Origin of the sequence: Pseudomonas sp. TNT2022 ID1044 (genome assembly GCF_028656895.1) — a bacterium.
GTDB lineage: Bacteria > Pseudomonadota > Gammaproteobacteria > Pseudomonadales > Pseudomonadaceae > Aquipseudomonas > Aquipseudomonas reinekei.
This window is the reverse complement of sequence record NZ_JAMDHB010000004.1, coordinates 221,162-237,649: the sequence shown is the minus strand read 5'-3', so window position 1 is coordinate 237,649 and position 16,488 is coordinate 221,162. Positions and strand designations below refer to the sequence as shown.

The following is a 16,488-nucleotide window of genomic DNA, read 5'->3' as shown; positions in this document are numbered from 1 at the left end:
CAGCGAGGATACGCGCCTCACAAAATCCCCACAAGACTGACCGGTCACCCCTGTCAAGCGCCCGGCCCTACGACTTTGGGCCAAGAGCCGCGGAACACAAGGGATAGACTGTTCACAATCGATAGAAAAAATGTCTACAACTTTTTCTTACGGCGCCACCTGAAGCATCGCCGGGTCGGTCAATGGCAGCATCCATCGCGCCTGACCTTCTTTGAGGCCGCCACGGCGCGAGCGATCCAGCACCCACCCGCGCGCCTCGACCTGCTTGCCTTTGAGGCCTTCCAGCGAAGCCACATCGAATCGGCTCAGCACATTGGGTGCAACGCGCAGTACAACCGAGTCCTGCAACTCGATCCAAACCCCGCCACGATTGCGTTGAACCTTGCTCACACGACCGCTGAGCAGAGCAAAACCGGAGGCGCTGATCTGATCCGCTTTCAGTACAGGCGACTGGCGCCACACACCCAGCCCGGCCTGGCGGGCGCTGCGTTCGGCCGCCTGCTGACAGCTGACCAGGTCGACATTCGGCGCGACCGCCACCAAAAACCCAAGGCCTTCGGCAAGCATTTGCGCTTCGAGGCTGGCGCCGTCGGCGCCGTAGACATGGGCCAGCATGCGGCCATAGCGGTCTTTGCTTTCCTTACCGGGTTGCAGGCTGACCCGTCCGTCGCTGGCCGCCACCAAGGCTTCCAGACGTTTGCGCGCAGTCACGGCAAACGGTTCGTCGGAGCGACCTTTCTTGCCCAACTCCGGCGTATTCAAGCCGATCATGCGTACATTGCGGCCATCGCTCAGACGTAGCGTGTCGCCGTCGACCACCCGCTGCACCGTGGCGGATGTCAGGCCGGCCGGCGCGGGGCAGAAGGCCTGGGCAGCGGAAAGCCAAATCGCAGACACAAAAAAGGCGCCCGCAAGGGACGCCTTTTTCATCAGCATGGAAAAACCGCAACGGCTTCCCAAGTTGATCGGCCTTAGGCCTTTTTCGCGCCGAAAGCACCGAAACGGTCTGCGAAGCGCTGTACGCGGCCGCCAGTGTCCAGAGTCTTTTGCTTACCGGTGTAGAACGGGTGGCATTCGTTGCAAACGTCGATCGCCAGGGCTTTGCCGAAGGTCGAACGAGTTTCGAACTTGTTGCCGCAGCTGCAAGTAACAGCTACTTCTGGGTATTCTGGATGGATATCAGCTTTCATGGTGTCTTCCTCGGGCTAGCGTGCCGCCACCCAACACTATTGTTGAATACCGCACGTAATTAGGCCGCGGATTCTACCAGACAATGCCGATCACGCAAGCTGTCGCTTCTACCGACCGTCTGCTAGGCTCCCGCCCCAATACGCTGATCATCTGCACACAAACCTGTGGGAGCGGGCTTGCCCGCGAAAGCGTCCTGTCAGCCGATGAAGATGCCGCCTGAAAAGGCCTCTTCGCGGGCAAGCCCGCTCCCACAGGGATCACGCTCAGCCTTTCTTCCCCGCCTAAAGAGACCATCCTGCGTGCCCGACGCCATTCTGCGCCTCGCCCTGCCTTCGCCGCTGCGCCGCCTGTTCGACTACCGCGCTCCAGCCGGCGTGCGGCGCGATCAGTTGCACCCCGGCATGCGCCTGCGAGTGCCGTTTGGCCGGCGCGAGATGATCGGGATCCTGGTCGAGGTCGCTGACACCAGCGAGGTACCAGCGGAAAAACTCAAGCCCGCGCTGGCCTTGCTCGACGCCACGCCACCGTTGCCACCCGCGCTGTTCAAACTGTGCCTGTGGACATCCCAGTATTACCAGCACAGCCTCGGCGACACGTTGAGCTGGGCGCTACCGGTACTGCTGCGTCAGGGTGAACTGGCCGAAGCGCGCCAGGAACGCTTCTGGTCCGCCGCGCCGGGGGCGAGCCTCGATGACCCGCGCATCGCCCGCGCCCCGCGTCAACGTGAAGCCCTGGCGACGCTGGCCCAGCACCCCCACGGCGTCGCCCATCAACTGCTGAGCAAACTGATGCTGAGCAAGGACAGCCTGGATCTGCTGCTGGCCAAGGATCTGGTGCAGGTCGAGATCCGCCGCCATGCTCCGGGCGCCCGTCATGAACACTGGCTTGCCCAACCCGAGCTGCCGCTGAACCCGGAACAGCGTGCGGCATATGAAGCGATCCGCGCCGGGTTCGACAGTTACCACGCGTTCCTGCTGGCCGGCGTCACCGGCAGCGGCAAGACCGAAGTCTACCTGCAGCTCATCCGCGAGACTCTGGAGGCCGGCAAGCAAGCACTGGTGCTGATTCCGGAAATCAACCTCGGCCCGCAAACCCTGGCGCGTTTCGAGCAGCGTTTCAATGCGCGCATCGCGCTGATCCACTCGGCGGTCAACGACCGCGAACGTCTCGACGCCTGGCTCGCCGCCCGCGATGGCGAGGCCGACATTATTATCGGCACCCGTTCGGCGCTGTTCACCCCGATGAAAAACCCGGGGCTGATCATCATCGATGAAGAGCACGACGGCTCCTATAAACAGCAGGAAGGCCTGCGCTACCACGCCCGCGATCTGGCATTGGTGCGAGCGCGGCAGGAAAACATCCCGATTGTGCTCGGCTCCGCCACGCCTTCGCTGGAAAGCCTGCACAACGCCTACACCGGTCGATACGGCCTGCTACGCCTTACTGAGCGCGCTGGCGGTGCCAAGCAACCGCGCTTTCTGCGCCTGGACGTAAAAAGCCGTCCGCTGGACAGCGGCATTTCCGGGCCGATGCAACAAGCCATCGGCCAGACCCTGGCTGCCGGCCAGCAGGTATTGGTATTCCTCAATCGCCGAGGCTTTGCGCCAACCCTGCTTTGCCACGACTGCGGCTGGATGTCCGAGTGCCAGCGCTGCGACGCGCGCATGACCGTGCACCAGCGTTACGGCGAGCTGCGCTGCCACCATTGCGGTTACGTCGAACGCGTGCCCCGCCAATGCCCGAAGTGCAACAAAGTCGATTTGCGCCCGGTGGGCGCGGGCACCGAACGGGCGGAGGAACGCCTGGCGATCCTGTTCCCGGACTACCCGGTATTACGGGTCGACCGCGACAGCACCTCGCGCAAGGACGCGATGAACCAGTTGTTCGCAACCATTCAAAAAGGCCAGCCGTGCATCCTGATCGGCACGCAGATGCTCGCCAAGGGTCACCACTTTCCACGGGTGACGCTGGTGTCGATTCTGGATGCCGACGGCGGTCTGTTCTCCGGCGACTTCCGCGCCAGTGAGCGCATGGCGCAATTGATTGTTCAGGTCGCGGGCCGCGCAGGGCGCGCCGAAGAACCGGGCAAGGTGATCATTCAGACGCACCTGGCCGACCATCCATTGCTGATACAGTTGACCGAGCAGGGTTATTTCGCGTTCGCCGAACAAGCCTTGAGCGAACGTCGCGCCGCAGGCTTGCCGCCGTTTGCGCATCTGGCGTTGCTGCGGGCCGAAGCGCACAAACCCGGGCAGGCTGAAGGTTTTCTTGATGAGGCGTGCAGCGAAGCTGAGCGTCTGCTGGTTGAACAAAATCTGACTGGCATCGAATTGCTGGGGCCGGTGCCGGCACCGATGGAGCGCCGGGCCGGGCGTTATCGGGCGCAGTTGCTGCTGCAGGCAACGGCCCGGGCGCCGCTGCATCGGTTGCTTGCCAGTTGGTTGCTGGTGCTGGAGCAGATGCCGAGCGGGCGGGCGGTGCGTTGGTCTCTGGATGTGGACCCGGTGGATTTGTATTGACTTAAAGTTTGGGATCGCTGGCAAGCCAGCGCCTACAAGGGCTTTGCGCTGACACCGACATGCGTGAGCACTCACGATCAGTGCAGGAGCCGGCTTGCCGGCGATAGCGGTCGATTTGTCACCACATATCCATAACCTGCCCGCTATAGTTGGCAAGCCCGCCTTCGCAACGGATAATGCCCAGTTTTTCCACCAGCGCATGATGCGCCGCCGCGCCAGCGGTCGAAAGAGAAGACCATGAAAGACACCATTCGCCAGCTGATCCAACAAGCCATCACCCAACTCGTCAACGAAGGTGTGTTGCCTGAAGGCCTGTCGCCGGCGATCCAGGTGGAGAACTCCCGCGACAAGAAGAACGGCGACTTCGCCAGCAACATCGCCATGATGCTGGCCAAACCGGCGGGCATGAAGCCCCGCGACCTGGCGGAAAAAATCATCGCCGCGTTGCCGGCTGACGAAAACGTCAGCAAGACCGAAATCGCCGGCCCCGGCTTTCTGAACTTCTTCCAGAACACCGACGCCCTGGCCTCGCGCCTGGACGCGGCCCTGGCTGACGCCAACATCGGCGTGCGCAAGGCTGGCCCGGTGCAGCGCACCGTGGTCGACCTGTCGGCGCCGAACCTGGCCAAAGAGATGCACGTCGGCCACTTGCGCTCGACCATCATCGGCGACGGCGTGGCCCGCGTGCTGGAGTTCCTCGGCGATGAAGTCATCCGTCAGAACCACGTCGGCGACTGGGGCACCCAGTTCGGCATGCTGATGGCTTACCTGCAGGAAAACCCGATCACCAGCGACGAGCTATCGGACCTGGAAAACTTCTACCGCGCCGCCAAGCAACGCTTCGACGAGTCCGAAGAGTTCGCCGACCGCGCCCGTGGCCTGGTGGTCAAGTTGCAGGCCGGTGATCCGGACTGCCTGGCGCTGTGGACCAAGTTCAAGGACATCTCGCTGTCCCACTGCCAGAAAATCTACGAACTGCTCAACGTCAAACTGACCATGGCCGACGTGATGGGCGAAAGCGCCTACAACGACGACCTGATCAACGTGGTCAACGACCTCAAGGCCGCCGGCATGCTGGTCGAGAGCAACGGCGCCCAGTGCGTGTTCCTCGACGAGTTCAAGAATGCCGATGGCGACCCGCTGCCAGTGATCATCGTCAAGGCTGATGGCGGCTACCTCTACGCCACCACCGACCTCGCGGCCGTGCGCTACCGCAGCGGCACCCTCAAGGCTGATCGCGCGCTGTACTTCGTCGACCAGCGTCAGGCCCTGCACTTCCAGCAAGTGTTCGCCGTGGCGCGCAAGGCAGGCTTCGTGACCCATCCGATGGAAATGGAACACATGGGCTTCGGCACCATGAACGGCGCCGATGGCCGTCCTTTCAAGACCCGCGATGGCGGCACGGTGAAGCTGATCGACCTGCTGACCGAAGCCCAGGAACGCGCCTACACCCTGGTGAAAGACAAGAACCCTGAGCTGGCCGAAGCCGAGCTGCGCAACATCGCCAAGGTGGTGGGCATTGGCGCGGTGAAATACGCCGACCTGTCCAAGCACCGCACCAGCGACTACAGCTTCAACTTCGACCTGATGCTGAACTTCGAAGGCAACACCGCACCGTACTTGCTGTACGCCTACACCCGCGTGGCTGGCGTATTCCGCAAACTCGGCAAGGACTTCAGCGAAGTCGAAGGCCAGATCGTTCTGGAAGCGCCGCACGAGCACGAGCTGGCAGCGAAACTCGCGCAGTTCGGTGAAATCCTCAACAACGTGTCCGAGAAAGGCACGCCGCACATCCTCTGCACTTACCTGTATGACGTCGCCGGCCTGTTCTCCAGCTTCTACGAGAACTGCCCGATCCTCGCCGCCGACACCCCGGTACAAATGCAGAGCCGCCTGCGCCTCGCCGCGCTGACCGGACGTACTCTCAAGCAAGGCCTGGAACTCTTGGGCCTGGAAACACTGGAGCGCATGTAAGTTGGCTGCCAAGAAAAAACCTGCACCCAAGCGTGGCGCCAGCCGTTATCAAGCTCCAGCGAAGCAACCGATCCCGGGTTGGTTGTGGATGGCCATCGGCCTGACGGTCGGAGCGTTCATCGTGTTTCTGATGAAACTGGAGCCGGGCAAGGGCAGCGACACGGTCAAGCGCGAGAAGGTCGAGCAGCAACAGAAAGCCAGCAAAATCGCCGAAGCCAACAAGACCCCGCCGAGCCCGACGCAACCGGTGAAGCCGAAGTACGACTTCTATACCCTGCTGCCGGAATCGGAAGTCATCGTGCCGCCGGATGCCGTGCCGGAGAAAACCCTGCCGACACCACAAGTGCCGGCCATTCCAACCACGCCGGTGACCCCGGCCGAAGCGGCGAAGATCGACACCGCCCGCGCCCAGGCGGCCCTGGCCGGCATTACGCCGCCGCCAGCGCCACCGGTCAAGGCTGCGCCGGTGACGAAGTTCTTCCTGCAGGCCGGTTCGTTCCGCAAGGAAACTGATGCCGACAAGGTTCGTGCGCAGATCATCCTGCTCGGCCAGGCGGTGGCGGTTGAGTCCGGCACGGTAAAGGACGAAACCTGGTACCGCGTTCTGGTCGGCCCGTTCAGCAACCGCGAGCAACTGACCACCGCGCAGAAACAACTGGCCGGCGCCGGCTTCAGCAACCTGTTGTTACAACAACGCCAGAGCCGCTGAGACCGCATCATCATTCTTCGCGAGCAGGCTCGCTCCCACAGGGTTAGCCTAAATCCTGTGGGAGCGAGCCTGCTCGCGAAGGCGTCCTCATTATCACCAAATCCATTCCTGCCCCACACCGTCCGTCCCCTCTCCCTCCCTACAGTTGAAATCCACTCCACCACCCCCATATGAATGGGCATAAGGCATTTTCGCCCCGCTGCGTGGAGACTCTTCCCTTGACCACCATCGTTTCAGTTCGCCGCCACGGCAAAGTCGTCATGGGCGGCGACGGCCAGGTTTCGCTTGGCAACACCGTGATGAAAGGCAACGCGAAAAAAGTTCGCCGCCTGTACCACGGCCAGGTCATCGCCGGTTTTGCCGGTGCCACCGCTGACGCCTTTACCCTCTTCGAACGCTTCGAAGGCCAACTGGAAAAACACCAGGGCCATCTGGTTCGCGCCGCTGTCGAGCTCGCCAAAGAATGGCGCACCGACCGCTCCCTGAGCCGCCTCGAAGCCATGCTCGCCGTCGCCAACAAAGATGCTTCCCTGATCATCACCGGCAACGGTGACGTGGTTGAACCCGAAGACGGCCTGATCGCCATGGGTTCCGGCGGCGCCTACGCTCAAGCAGCCGCCAGCGCGCTGCTGAAAAAAACCGATCTGTCGGCCCGTGAAATCGTCGAAACCGCCCTCGGCATCGCCGGCGACATCTGTGTATTCACCAACCACACCCAGACCATTGAGGAGCAGGACTGCGCCGAGTAAGCCCGTGCAGGCCATCGCGCCACGGCTCATTCTTGCTTGAGGTCCGCTAAATACTATGTCCATGACTCCCCGTGAAATCGTCCACGAACTCAATCGCCATATCATCGGCCAGGACGATGCCAAGCGCGCCGTCGCCATTGCCCTGCGCAATCGCTGGCGCCGGATGCAGCTGCCTGAAGAGCTGCGCGTTGAAGTAACGCCGAAGAACATCCTGATGATCGGCCCGACCGGTGTCGGTAAAACCGAGATCGCCCGTCGCCTGGCCAAACTGGCCAACGCGCCGTTCATCAAGGTCGAAGCGACCAAGTTCACCGAAGTCGGCTACGTTGGCCGCGATGTCGAATCGATCATTCGCGACCTCGCCGATGCCGCCATCAAACTCCTGCGTGAACAGGAAATCGTCAAGGTCCGCCATCGCGCCGAAGACGCCGCCGAAGAGCGCATTCTCGATGCGCTGCTGCCGCCGCCGCGCATGGGGTTCAGCAACGACGACGCCCCGACGGCCGATTCCAACACCCGTCAGCTGTTCCGCAAGCGCCTGCGTGAAGGCCAGCTGGATGACAAGGAAATCGAAATCGAAGTCGCCGAAATGGCCGGCGTCGATATCTCCGCGCCTCCGGGCATGGAAGAAATGACCAACCAGCTGCAAAGCCTGTTCGCCAATATGGGCAAGGGCAAAAAGAAGGCTCGCAAGCTCAAGGTCAAAGAAGCGCTGAAACTGGTGCGCGACGAAGAAGCCAGCCGCCTGGTCAACGATGAAGAGTTGAAGGCCAAGGCCCTGGAAGCCGTCGAGCAACACGGCATCGTGTTCATCGACGAAATCGACAAGGTCGCCAAGCGCGGCAATTCCGGTGGCGTCGACGTCTCCCGCGAAGGTGTGCAACGCGACCTGCTGCCGCTGATCGAAGGCTGCACCGTCAACACCAAACTGGGCATGGTCAAGACCGATCACATCCTGTTCATTGCGTCGGGTGCTTTCCACCTGAGCAAGCCGAGCGATCTGGTGCCCGAGCTGCAGGGTCGCCTGCCGATTCGTGTCGAGCTCAAGGCGCTGTCGCCGGAAGATTTCGAGCGCATCCTCAGCGAACCGCACGCATCGCTCACCGAGCAATATTGCGCCCTGCTGAAAACCGAAGGTCTGGGCATCGAGTTCCAGCCGAGCGGCATCAAGCGCATCGCCGAGATCGCCTGGCAGGTCAACGAGAAAACCGAGAACATCGGTGCCCGTCGCCTGCACACGTTGCTCGAGCGTCTGCTGGAAGAGGTGTCGTTCAGTGCCGGCGACCTGGCCAGCAGCCATGACGGCAAGGTCATCCAGATCGACGCCGACTACGTCAACAGCCACCTCGGTGAATTGGCGCAGAACGAAGACCTGTCGCGCTACATTCTGTAGAGCAGCAAGCGGCAAGCTACATGCGGCAAGCTGAGTTAAGCTTGCTGCTTGTAGCTTTTCCGCCCAAGGCTCCTTCCCATGATTCCCACCGACATCAAACTGCACAAAGCCTCGAAAACCCTGACGCTCAAATATGCGTCCGGCGAGGAATACACCCTGCCCGCCGAATTCTTGCGCGTGCACTCTCCTTCCGCCGAGGTCCAGGGCCACGGCAAACCTATCCTGCAATTTGGCAAGATCAACGTAGGCCTGAGCAAGGTAGAACCGGCCGGTCAGTACGCACTGAAACTGACCTTCGACGACGGCCACGACAGCGGCCTGTTCACCTGGGAATACCTGTACGAGCTGGGGCGACGTTATGACGCACTCTGGGAGGATTATCTTGCCGAACTGAAAGCGGCCGGAAAAACCCGCGACCCCAACGAGTCCGTCGTCAAGCTGATGCTCTAGCCCGAGCCTCTTGCTCTTTAGAGGGCATTTTCTAATTTCATCTGTTTGAATGCTCCGCTTCAGGGTCGGCGTTTGGCCTGCTTGCGAAAAAAATTAAACTCGGGTAACCAATGGAGCTGGCAAGTTCCCTGCAGTGCTCTCTGCGAACAAAAAGCAGTGATGCAGTATTAACGGTCACCCGAGCAGTAGTACCTGGCATTGGCTGTGTGACTACACAGCAGGCCCCGGTACTCGTCTCAGGACAATGGAGCGTCGTAGATGAGTAACAAGAATAACGATGACTTGAAGTATCAGGCCTCGGAAAACACCTTGGGACTGAATCCTGTCGTTGGGCTGCGTGGAAAGGATCTACTGGCTTCTGCTCGAATGGTGCTCAGGCAGGCCATCAAGCAACCGGTGCACAGCGCCAAGCATGTTGCGCATTTCGGCCTTGAACTCAAGAACGTGCTGTTCGGTAAATCCGAGCTGCAACCGACCAGCGATGACCGTCGCTTCGCGGATCCGGCCTGGAGCCAGAACCCGCTCTATAAACGTTATCTGCAAACCTACCTGGCGTGGCGCAAGGAACTCCACGACTGGATCGACGACAGCAACCTCTCGCCCAAGGACGTCGCCCGCGGGCACTTCGTGATCAACCTGATGACCGAAGCGTTTGCCCCGACCAACACGGCGGCCAACCCTGCAGCGGTCAAACGCTTTTTCGAAACCGGCGGCAAAAGCCTGCTCGACGGTCTCTCGCATCTGGCCAAGGACATGGTGCACAACGGCGGCATGCCGAGCCAGGTCAACATGGGTGCGTTCGAGGTCGGCAAAAGCCTGGGCGTGACCGAAGGTGCGGTGGTGTTCCGCAATGATGTGCTGGAGCTGATCCAGTACAAGCCGATCACCGAACAGGTCCACGAGCGTCCTTTGCTGGTGGTGCCGCCGCAAATCAACAAGTTCTATGTTTTCGACCTGAGCCCGGACAAGAGCCTGGCGCGGTTCTGCCTGCGCAACAACGTGCAGACCTTCATCGTCAGCTGGCGCAACCCGACCAAGGAGCAGCGCGAGTGGGGCCTGTCGACCTACATCGAGGCGCTCAAGGAAGCAGTCGACGTGGTCACCGCCATCACCGGCAGCAAAGACGTGAACATGCTCGGCGCCTGCTCCGGCGGCATCACCTGCACCGCGCTGCTGGGCCACTACGCCGCGATCGGCGAGAACAAAGTCAACGCCCTGACCCTGCTGGTCAGCGTGCTCGACACGACCCTGGACAGCGACGTGGCCCTGTTCGTCGACGAGCAGACCCTCGAGACCGCCAAACGGCATTCGTATCAGGCCGGCGTGCTCGAAGGCCGCGACATGGCGAAAGTCTTCGCCTGGATGCGCCCCAACGACCTGATCTGGAACTACTGGGTCAACAACTACCTGCTGGGCAACGAGCCGCCGGTGTTCGACATCCTGTTCTGGAACAACGACACCACACGGTTGCCGGCAGCGTTCCACGGCGACCTGATCGAGATGTTCAAAAACAATCCATTGATCCGCTCCAATGTACTGGAAGTGTGCGGCACGCCGATTGACCTCAAGCAGGTCACCGCCGATATCTTTTCCCTGGCGGGCACCAACGACCACATCACGCCGTGGAAGTCTTGCTACAAGTCGGCACAGCTGTTCGGTGGCAACGTTGAATTCGTGCTGTCCAGCAGCGGGCATATCCAGAGCATCCTGAACCCGCCGGGCAACCCGAAATCGCGCTACATGACCAGCACCGAGAAAATGGCCACCAGTGCCGAGGAGTGGCAAGAGAACTCCACCAAGCACACCGATTCCTGGTGGCTGCATTGGCAGGCCTGGCAGGCCCAGCGTTCCGGTGAAATGAAGAAGGCCCCGGCGAAACTGGGCAACAAGGCTTACCCGGCGGGTGAAGCGGCACCGGGCACGTATGTACACGAACGCTAGACCCACAGACCTGTAGGAGCCGGCTTGCTGGCGAATGCATCACCCCGGTGAAACTGGCAGACCGCAGTGGTCGCATCACCAGCAAGCCGGCTCCTACAGGATGTGTGTCAGGAACCAGGATCCACCCACAGGGCTAGAGCATGCCGCAACCGTTCATATTCCGTACCGTCGACCTGGATGGCCAGACCCTCCGCACGGCAGTACGTCCCGGCAAGCCTCACTTGACGCCCCTGCTGATTTTCAATGGCATCGGCGCCAACCTTGAGCTGGTGTTTCCGTTCGTCGCGGCGCTGGATCCGGACCTGGAAGTCATTGCTTTCGATGTTCCCGGTGTCGGTGGTTCGTCGACGCCGAACCGGCCTTATCGTTTTCCGGGCCTGGCCAGACTCACGGCGCGGATGCTCGATTATCTCGACTACGGACAGGTCAACGTGATCGGCGTGTCGTGGGGCGGCGCCCTTGCGCAGCAATTTGCTTACGACTATCCGGAGCGTTGCAAGAAGCTGGTGCTGGCGGCCACGGCGGCAGGCGCGGTGATGGTGCCGGGCAAACCGAAAGTGTTGTGGATGATGGCCAGTCCACGACGCTACATCCAGCCGTCCCACGTGATCCGCATCGCCCCGATGATTTACGGCGGCTCGTTCCGTCGCGACCCGACGCTGGCCGCCAGCCATGCCGCGAAAGTGCGTTCGGCGGGCAAGCTCGGTTACTACTGGCAGCTGTTCGCCGGTCTTGGCTGGACCAGCATTCACTGGCTGCACAAGATCAACCAGCCGACCCTGGTGCTGGCGGGTGATGATGATCCGCTGATCCCGCTGGTCAACATGCGCTTGCTGGCCTGGCGCATTCCCAACGCCCAGTTGCACATCATCGATGACGGCCACCTGTTCCTGATTACCCGGGCTGAAGCGGTGGCGCCGATCATCATGAAATTTCTCGAGGAAGAACGTCAGCGTGCAGTGATGCATCCGCATCCGGCGCCATTGGGCGGCTAAACCGCCCATTGTCGGTCGGCAGGATGCCGCGCCGCGCAACAACCCGTTACAGCGTCTATGGTGTTCTGGTTCGGTGTGTTTGTTTTTGGCCTGAAGACGAAGGAGTGTTGACTGATGCGTGACAAACCAGCCAGGGATTCGTTGCCCACTCCCGCCGCGTTCATCAACGCACAGAGTGCGATTACCGGCCTGCGCGGCCGGGATCTGATTTCGACGTTGCGCAGCGTGGCCACCCATGGCTTGCGCAACCCGCTGCACACCGCTCGGCACGCCTTGAAACTGGGTGGGCAATTGGGCCGCGTGTTGCTGGGCGATACCTTGCACCCGACCAACCCCCAGGACAATCGTTTCGCCGACCCGGCCTGGAGCCTCAATCCGTTTTATCGTCGCAGCCTGCAGGCCTACCTGACCTGGCAGAAAGAGGTCAAAAGCTGGATCGACGAAAGCAACATGAGCCCGGATGATCGCGCCCGCGCGCACTTTGCCTTCGCCTTGCTCAACGATGCCGTGTCGCCGTCCAACAGCCTGCTCAACCCGCTGGCGATCAAGGAAATCTTCAACTCCGGTGGCAACAGCCTGGTGCGCGGAATCAGCCATCTGGTTGATGATTTGTTGCACAACGACGGCTTGCCCCGGCAGGTCACCAAGCAAGCATTCGAGGTCGGCAAGACCGTCGCCACCACCACGGGCGCCGTGGTGTTTCGCAATGAACTGCTGGAGCTGATCCAGTACAAGCCGATGAGCGAAAAGCAATATTCCAAACCGCTGCTGGTGGTGCCGCCGCAAATCAACAAGTACTACATTTTTGATCTCAGCCCGCATAACAGCTTCGTCCAGTTCGCGCTCAAGAACGGCCTGCAAACCTTCATGATCAGTTGGCGCAACCCGGATGTGCGCCATCGTGAATGGGGCCTGTCGACTTACGTTGAAGCGGTCGAAGAAGCCATGAATGTCTGCCGCGCGATCACTGGCGCCCGCGAGGTCAACCTGATGGGCGCCTGCGCCGGCGGGCTGACCATCGCCGCGCTGCAAGGTCACCTGCAAGCCAAGCGACAATTGCGCCGCGTCTCCAGCGCGACCTATCTGGTGAGCCTGCTCGACAGCCAGCTGGATTCCCCGGCGACCCTGTTCGCCGACGAGCAGACGCTCGAAGCCGCCAAACGACGCTCCTATCAAAAAGGCGTGCTTGATGGCCGCGACATGGCCAAAGTCTTCGCCTGGATGCGGCCCAATGATTTGATCTGGAGTTACTTCGTCAACAACTACCTGCTGGGCAAAGAGCCGCCCGCGTTCGACATTCTCTACTGGAACAACGACAACACGCGTCTACCGGCGGCCCTGCATGGCGACTTGCTGGACTTCTTCAAGCACAACCCGTTGAGCCATCCGGGCGGCCTTGAAGTGTGCGGCACGCCGATCGACCTGCAGAAGGTCACCGTCGACAGCTTCAGCGTCGCCGGGATCAACGACCACATCACGCCGTGGGATGCGGTGTATCGCTCGACATTACTGCTGGGTGGCGAGCGCCGCTTCGTGCTGTCCAACAGCGGCCATGTGCAGAGCATCCTCAACCCGCCGAGTAACCCGAAAGCCAACTACGTCGAGAACGGCAAACTGAGCAGCGACCCACGGGCCTGGTACTACGACGCCAAGCGTGTCGATGGCAGTTGGTGGACACAGTGGCTGGACTGGATACAGCAACGCTCCGGGGCGCAAAAGGAAACCCACATGGCCCTCGGTAACCAGAACTATCCACCGATGGAGGCGGCACCCGGTACTTACGTGCGCGTGCGCTGACGTTCAAACGAACCACGGTCGATGTCGGCCGTGGCAGGACCCGAATATTAAGAAGACTGGATGAAAACCCGCGACCGCATCCTCGAATGTGCCCTGCTGTTGTTCAATCAGAAGGGTGAACCGAACGTTTCCACCATGGAAGTTGCCAACGAAATGGGCATCAGCCCGGGCAACCTCTACTACCACTTCCACGGCAAGGAGCCATTGATTCTCGGGTTGTTCGAACGCTTTCAGGCCGAGCTGGCGCCGCTGCTCGATCCGCCGGCTGATGTAGAACTGGCCCCGGAAGATTACTGGCTGTTCCTGCACCTGATCGTCGAACGCCTGGCCCACTACCGCTTTCTGTTCCAGGACCTTTCGAACCTGGCCGGACGCCTGCCGAAACTGGCCAAGGGCATTCGCAATTTACTCAATGCGCTCAAGCGCACGTTGGCCTCGTTGCTGGCGCGCTTGCAGGCTCAGGGATTATTGGTCAGTGAAACGCAAGCGCTGGGGCAGTTGGTGGAGCAAATCACCATGACGCTGCTGTTCTCGCTGGACTATCAGCGGATTCTCGATCGAGAGGGAGAAGTAAGGTTGGTGGTTTACCAGATCATGATGCTGGTGGCGCCGCACCTGTTGCCGCCGATCAAGGCCGCGACAGAACAACTGGCCCTTCAATACCTGGAAGTACACGAGTAGCGCTGATCACATTAATCCCTGTGGGAGCCTGCTCACGAGCAGGCTCCCACATTGGGTTCGTGGTGTTTTCAAAATGACGCACAAACAAAAACGCCCGACCTTGGCAGGCCGGGCGTTTTCTTGAGCCCTGAAGAATCAGGACTGACTGGTTGGCGTCGACGAAGCCGGCGCGACAGTCGGGGTCACAGCAGGGGTTGGCGCGGTCGCGGAGTTCGATGCGCTGACCGGAGCGGCTGCCGGGGTTGCCGGTTTGGCCGCGGCCACTGCTGGCTTGGCGGCAGCTTTTGGAGCCGCCGGCTTTTTCACCACTGGCTTCTTCGCAGCAGCCGGTTTGGCCGCTGGCTTGGCTGCAGGTTTAGCCGCGGCGGTTTTTGCGGCCGGTTTAGCGGCTGGCTTCGCTGCCGGCTTGGCGGCGGCCTTGGTGGCCGGCTTGGCAGCCGCTTTGGCAGCAACTGGTTTGGCCGCTGGCTTGGCAGCGGCAGGTTTAGCTGCAGCCGTTTTTGCCGCTGGCTTGGCAGCAGGTTTGGCTGCAGCTTTTACCAGAGGTTTAGCCGCGGTTTTGGCAGCCGGTTTGGCCGCTGCGGTTTTCGCCGCCACTGGCGCAACCTTGGCACCGGTCAGTTTTTCGATTTGCTTGGTCAGGGTATCGACCTTGCTGTGCAGTGCTTTGACTTCGTTGCGGCTTGGTACGCCCAGACGCGAAATGGCGCTGTTCAGACGCTTGTCGAAAGCGCCTTCGAGCTCATCCCACTTGCCCATTGCGCGGTCTTTCACGCCGCTGATGCGCGATTTGGCCGAAGAAGCGGAGTCCTTGGCGGCGTCGACTTTCTTGCCAACGGCGCTCTTGGTGAGCTTCTCGGCTTTCTCGCCGTCCTTAACCAATGCATCGAAGAGTTTGCTGCCGTCAGTGTCGATCTTCGAGTACACGCCTAAACCAGCCAGCCAGATTTTCCGGGAGTAGTCTTCGACCTTCCCGATCCACGAGCTGCCTTCTTTTTCGGTGTTCTTTTTAACAGCCATCCCGTTCTCCTTAAGATTTACGCGCGACACGTTCGAGCAATGCCGTCAGCTCATCGAGCTTAGCAGAGAGTGTCTCAACGTCATGTTTAGACGGAATGCCGATACGATTCAAGGCACTTGCGACACGCGTGTCGAACGCCTTCTCGACCTTGTCGAGTTGAACTTCGACCTTGCCCTTGAATGTGGTGACTTCATTCCTGGCTTCGTCGATCTCGGCATTCGCCGCTTCGAGTTTCTCAGCGACTACTTTTTTGCCTTTCTTTTCAACAGTTTGGCCAGCTTTCACCAACTCTTGAAAGTAATCGCTACCCTCTTGGCCCACCTTGGCGTAGGCACCCAGGCCTGCCAGCCAGACCTTGCGGGCATAGGATTTGACGTCGCCCAGAGCACTGGTCGATGCGTCGATTTTTTTCTTCAAAATAACTTTGGCCATGGTCCACCTCACGCGCAGAAGGTTTGAGGAACTGCCCGGGAAAAGTGTCGGGCTCTGGCACAAAGTAGGGAGAAAAATTAGAAACGGCACCCTAACAACTGACATAAACAGGTGGTGGCGTCGCCACTTGCTGTAGGAGCAAGCTTGCTCGCGATGCAGGCACCTCGGTGTTTCAGTTACACCGCATAGATGCCATCGCGAGCAAGCTTGCTCCTACAAGATCGCGCGCGTTATGCCAACGCTTTATCCAGCGCCTTCTCGATTTCCGCTTTGATCATGCCGCTCATGGCCGACATCATCAGGCCCAGTTCCACATCGACCTTGATCAAATCGTCACTGACATGCACCGCGCCTTTCACGCCCGAGCGCTTGAGGTTCAGCGTGTCACCCGACCACTGCGGCTCCAGGCCATATTGCTCGTTGAGTTTCTGCGCCAGCTTGTCGGCCTTCTCGCGCGCCGCGTCCTTACCCAGGCCGTGGGCACGTTCAACACTGATACGGGCCATCGAATGACTCCTGTTTTGTGAATGCTTGTACGGTAAATCTTGACCGCTGCTGCGGCAAAACGTCCCGAGGGTGATCCATCTTACCTTCAGCCTTGCCAAGACAAAGCATCCCTTGGGGATTAGAATGTCG

Annotated in this window: 15 protein-coding genes; 10 read left to right on the top strand and 5 right to left on the bottom strand. The window is 60.6% G+C overall.

The features are described from left to right. Positions 1-147: 147 nt before the first annotated feature. The gene (locus tag M5G20_RS07335) at positions 148-936 is read right to left on the bottom strand and encodes a thermonuclease family protein (RefSeq protein WP_273918562.1); all 789 of its coding nucleotides are present in this window, start codon (positions 934-936) and stop codon (positions 148-150) included. Positions 937-971: 35 nt separating this feature from the next. Next, on the bottom strand, positions 972-1,190 hold the full coding sequence (gene rpmE, locus M5G20_RS07330) for a 50S ribosomal protein L31 (RefSeq protein WP_150703410.1): 219 nt from the start codon (positions 1,188-1,190) through the stop codon (positions 972-974). Between the two features lie 300 nt (positions 1,191-1,490). Between rpmE and M5G20_RS07325 the strand changes: the two genes are divergently transcribed. From M5G20_RS07325 to M5G20_RS07280, 10 genes are all read left to right on the top strand, one after another. Further along, positions 1,491-3,710 carry a primosomal protein N' gene (locus tag M5G20_RS07325; protein WP_273918561.1) on the top strand — a complete coding sequence of 740 codons (2,220 nt, stop codon included), beginning with the start codon at positions 1,491-1,493 and terminating at the stop codon, positions 3,708-3,710. Positions 3,711-3,947: 237 nt separating this feature from the next. After that, the gene (gene argS / locus M5G20_RS07320) at positions 3,948-5,684 is read left to right on the top strand and encodes an arginine--tRNA ligase (protein WP_273918560.1); all 1,737 of its coding nucleotides are present in this window, start codon (positions 3,948-3,950) and stop codon (positions 5,682-5,684) included. 1 nt (position 5,685) lies between these two features. Next, positions 5,686-6,393 carry an SPOR domain-containing protein gene (locus M5G20_RS07315; protein WP_095942351.1) on the top strand — a complete coding sequence of 236 codons (708 nt, stop codon included), beginning with the start codon at positions 5,686-5,688 and terminating at the stop codon, positions 6,391-6,393. Positions 6,394-6,611: 218 nt separating this feature from the next. Next, positions 6,612-7,142 (top strand): ATP-dependent protease subunit HslV, encoded by a 531-nt coding sequence (hslV, locus tag M5G20_RS07310; protein WP_007975582.1) that lies wholly within the window; start codon positions 6,612-6,614, stop codon positions 7,140-7,142. A 55-nt stretch (positions 7,143-7,197) separates the two neighbouring features. Beyond that, positions 7,198-8,535, top strand: a complete 1,338-nt coding sequence (hslU, locus tag M5G20_RS07305; protein WP_273918559.1) for an HslU--HslV peptidase ATPase subunit — start codon at positions 7,198-7,200, stop codon at positions 8,533-8,535. Positions 8,536-8,613: 78 nt separating this feature from the next. Beyond that, entirely contained in the window at positions 8,614-8,985 is a 372-nt protein-coding gene (locus tag M5G20_RS07300; protein WP_273918558.1) for a DUF971 domain-containing protein, read from the top strand. Between the two features lie 258 nt (positions 8,986-9,243). After that, positions 9,244-10,926, top strand: a complete 1,683-nt coding sequence (gene phaC, locus M5G20_RS07295; protein ID WP_273918557.1) for a class II poly(R)-hydroxyalkanoic acid synthase — start codon at positions 9,244-9,246, stop codon at positions 10,924-10,926. 140 nt (positions 10,927-11,066) lie between these two features. After that, positions 11,067-11,921 carry a poly(3-hydroxyalkanoate) depolymerase gene (phaZ, locus tag M5G20_RS07290; RefSeq protein ID WP_212625992.1) on the top strand — a complete coding sequence of 285 codons (855 nt, stop codon included), beginning with the start codon at positions 11,067-11,069 and terminating at the stop codon, positions 11,919-11,921. 114 nt (positions 11,922-12,035) lie between these two features. Further along, the gene (gene phaC / locus M5G20_RS07285) at positions 12,036-13,718 is read left to right on the top strand and encodes a class II poly(R)-hydroxyalkanoic acid synthase (RefSeq protein WP_273918556.1); all 1,683 of its coding nucleotides are present in this window, start codon (positions 12,036-12,038) and stop codon (positions 13,716-13,718) included. Positions 13,719-13,778: 60 nt separating this feature from the next. Next, the gene (locus tag M5G20_RS07280) at positions 13,779-14,399 is read left to right on the top strand and encodes a TetR/AcrR family transcriptional regulator (RefSeq protein WP_075947222.1); all 621 of its coding nucleotides are present in this window, start codon (positions 13,779-13,781) and stop codon (positions 14,397-14,399) included. Positions 14,400-14,534: 135 nt separating this feature from the next. Here the strand turns inward: M5G20_RS07280 and M5G20_RS07275 are convergent, their stop codons facing one another. From M5G20_RS07275 to M5G20_RS07265, 3 genes are all read right to left on the bottom strand, one after another. Then, the gene (locus tag M5G20_RS07275) at positions 14,535-15,419 is read right to left on the bottom strand and encodes a phasin family protein (RefSeq protein ID WP_273918555.1); all 885 of its coding nucleotides are present in this window, start codon (positions 15,417-15,419) and stop codon (positions 14,535-14,537) included. Between the two features lie 10 nt (positions 15,420-15,429). Further along, entirely contained in the window at positions 15,430-15,852 is a 423-nt protein-coding gene (locus tag M5G20_RS07270; protein ID WP_273918554.1) for a phasin family protein, read from the bottom strand. Between the two features lie 230 nt (positions 15,853-16,082). Further along, positions 16,083-16,358, bottom strand: a complete 276-nt coding sequence (locus M5G20_RS07265) for a polyhydroxyalkanoic acid system family protein (RefSeq protein ID WP_150735540.1) — start codon at positions 16,356-16,358, stop codon at positions 16,083-16,085. Positions 16,359-16,488: the final 130 nt, after the last annotated feature.

Bases quoted from the DNA above. Each gene is read 5' to 3' on its own strand.
- phaC (WP_273918556.1), top strand. From the start codon at position 12,036: ATGCGTGACAAACCAGCCAGGGATTCGTTGCCCACTCCCGCCGCGTTC.
- hslU (WP_273918559.1), top strand. From the start codon at position 7,198: ATGTCCATGACTCCCCGTGAAATCGTCCACGAACTCAATCGCCATATC.
- phaZ (WP_212625992.1), top strand. From the start codon at position 11,067: ATGCCGCAACCGTTCATATTCCGTACCGTCGACCTGGATGGCCAGACC.
- M5G20_RS07335 (WP_273918562.1), bottom strand. From the start codon at position 936: ATGCTGATGAAAAAGGCGTCCCTTGCGGGCGCCTTTTTTGTGTCTGCG.
- M5G20_RS07275 (WP_273918555.1), bottom strand. From the start codon at position 15,419: ATGGCTGTTAAAAAGAACACCGAAAAAGAAGGCAGCTCGTGGATCGGG.
- M5G20_RS07300 (WP_273918558.1), top strand. From the start codon at position 8,614: ATGATTCCCACCGACATCAAACTGCACAAAGCCTCGAAAACCCTGACG.
- phaC (WP_273918557.1), top strand. From the start codon at position 9,244: ATGAGTAACAAGAATAACGATGACTTGAAGTATCAGGCCTCGGAAAAC.
- M5G20_RS07280 (WP_075947222.1), top strand. From the start codon at position 13,779: ATGAAAACCCGCGACCGCATCCTCGAATGTGCCCTGCTGTTGTTCAAT.
- M5G20_RS07270 (WP_273918554.1), bottom strand. From the start codon at position 15,852: ATGGCCAAAGTTATTTTGAAGAAAAAAATCGACGCATCGACCAGTGCT.
- argS (WP_273918560.1), top strand. From the start codon at position 3,948: ATGAAAGACACCATTCGCCAGCTGATCCAACAAGCCATCACCCAACTC.
- rpmE (WP_150703410.1), bottom strand. From the start codon at position 1,190: ATGAAAGCTGATATCCATCCAGAATACCCAGAAGTAGCTGTTACTTGC.
- M5G20_RS07265 (WP_150735540.1), bottom strand. From the start codon at position 16,358: ATGGCCCGTATCAGTGTTGAACGTGCCCACGGCCTGGGTAAGGACGCG.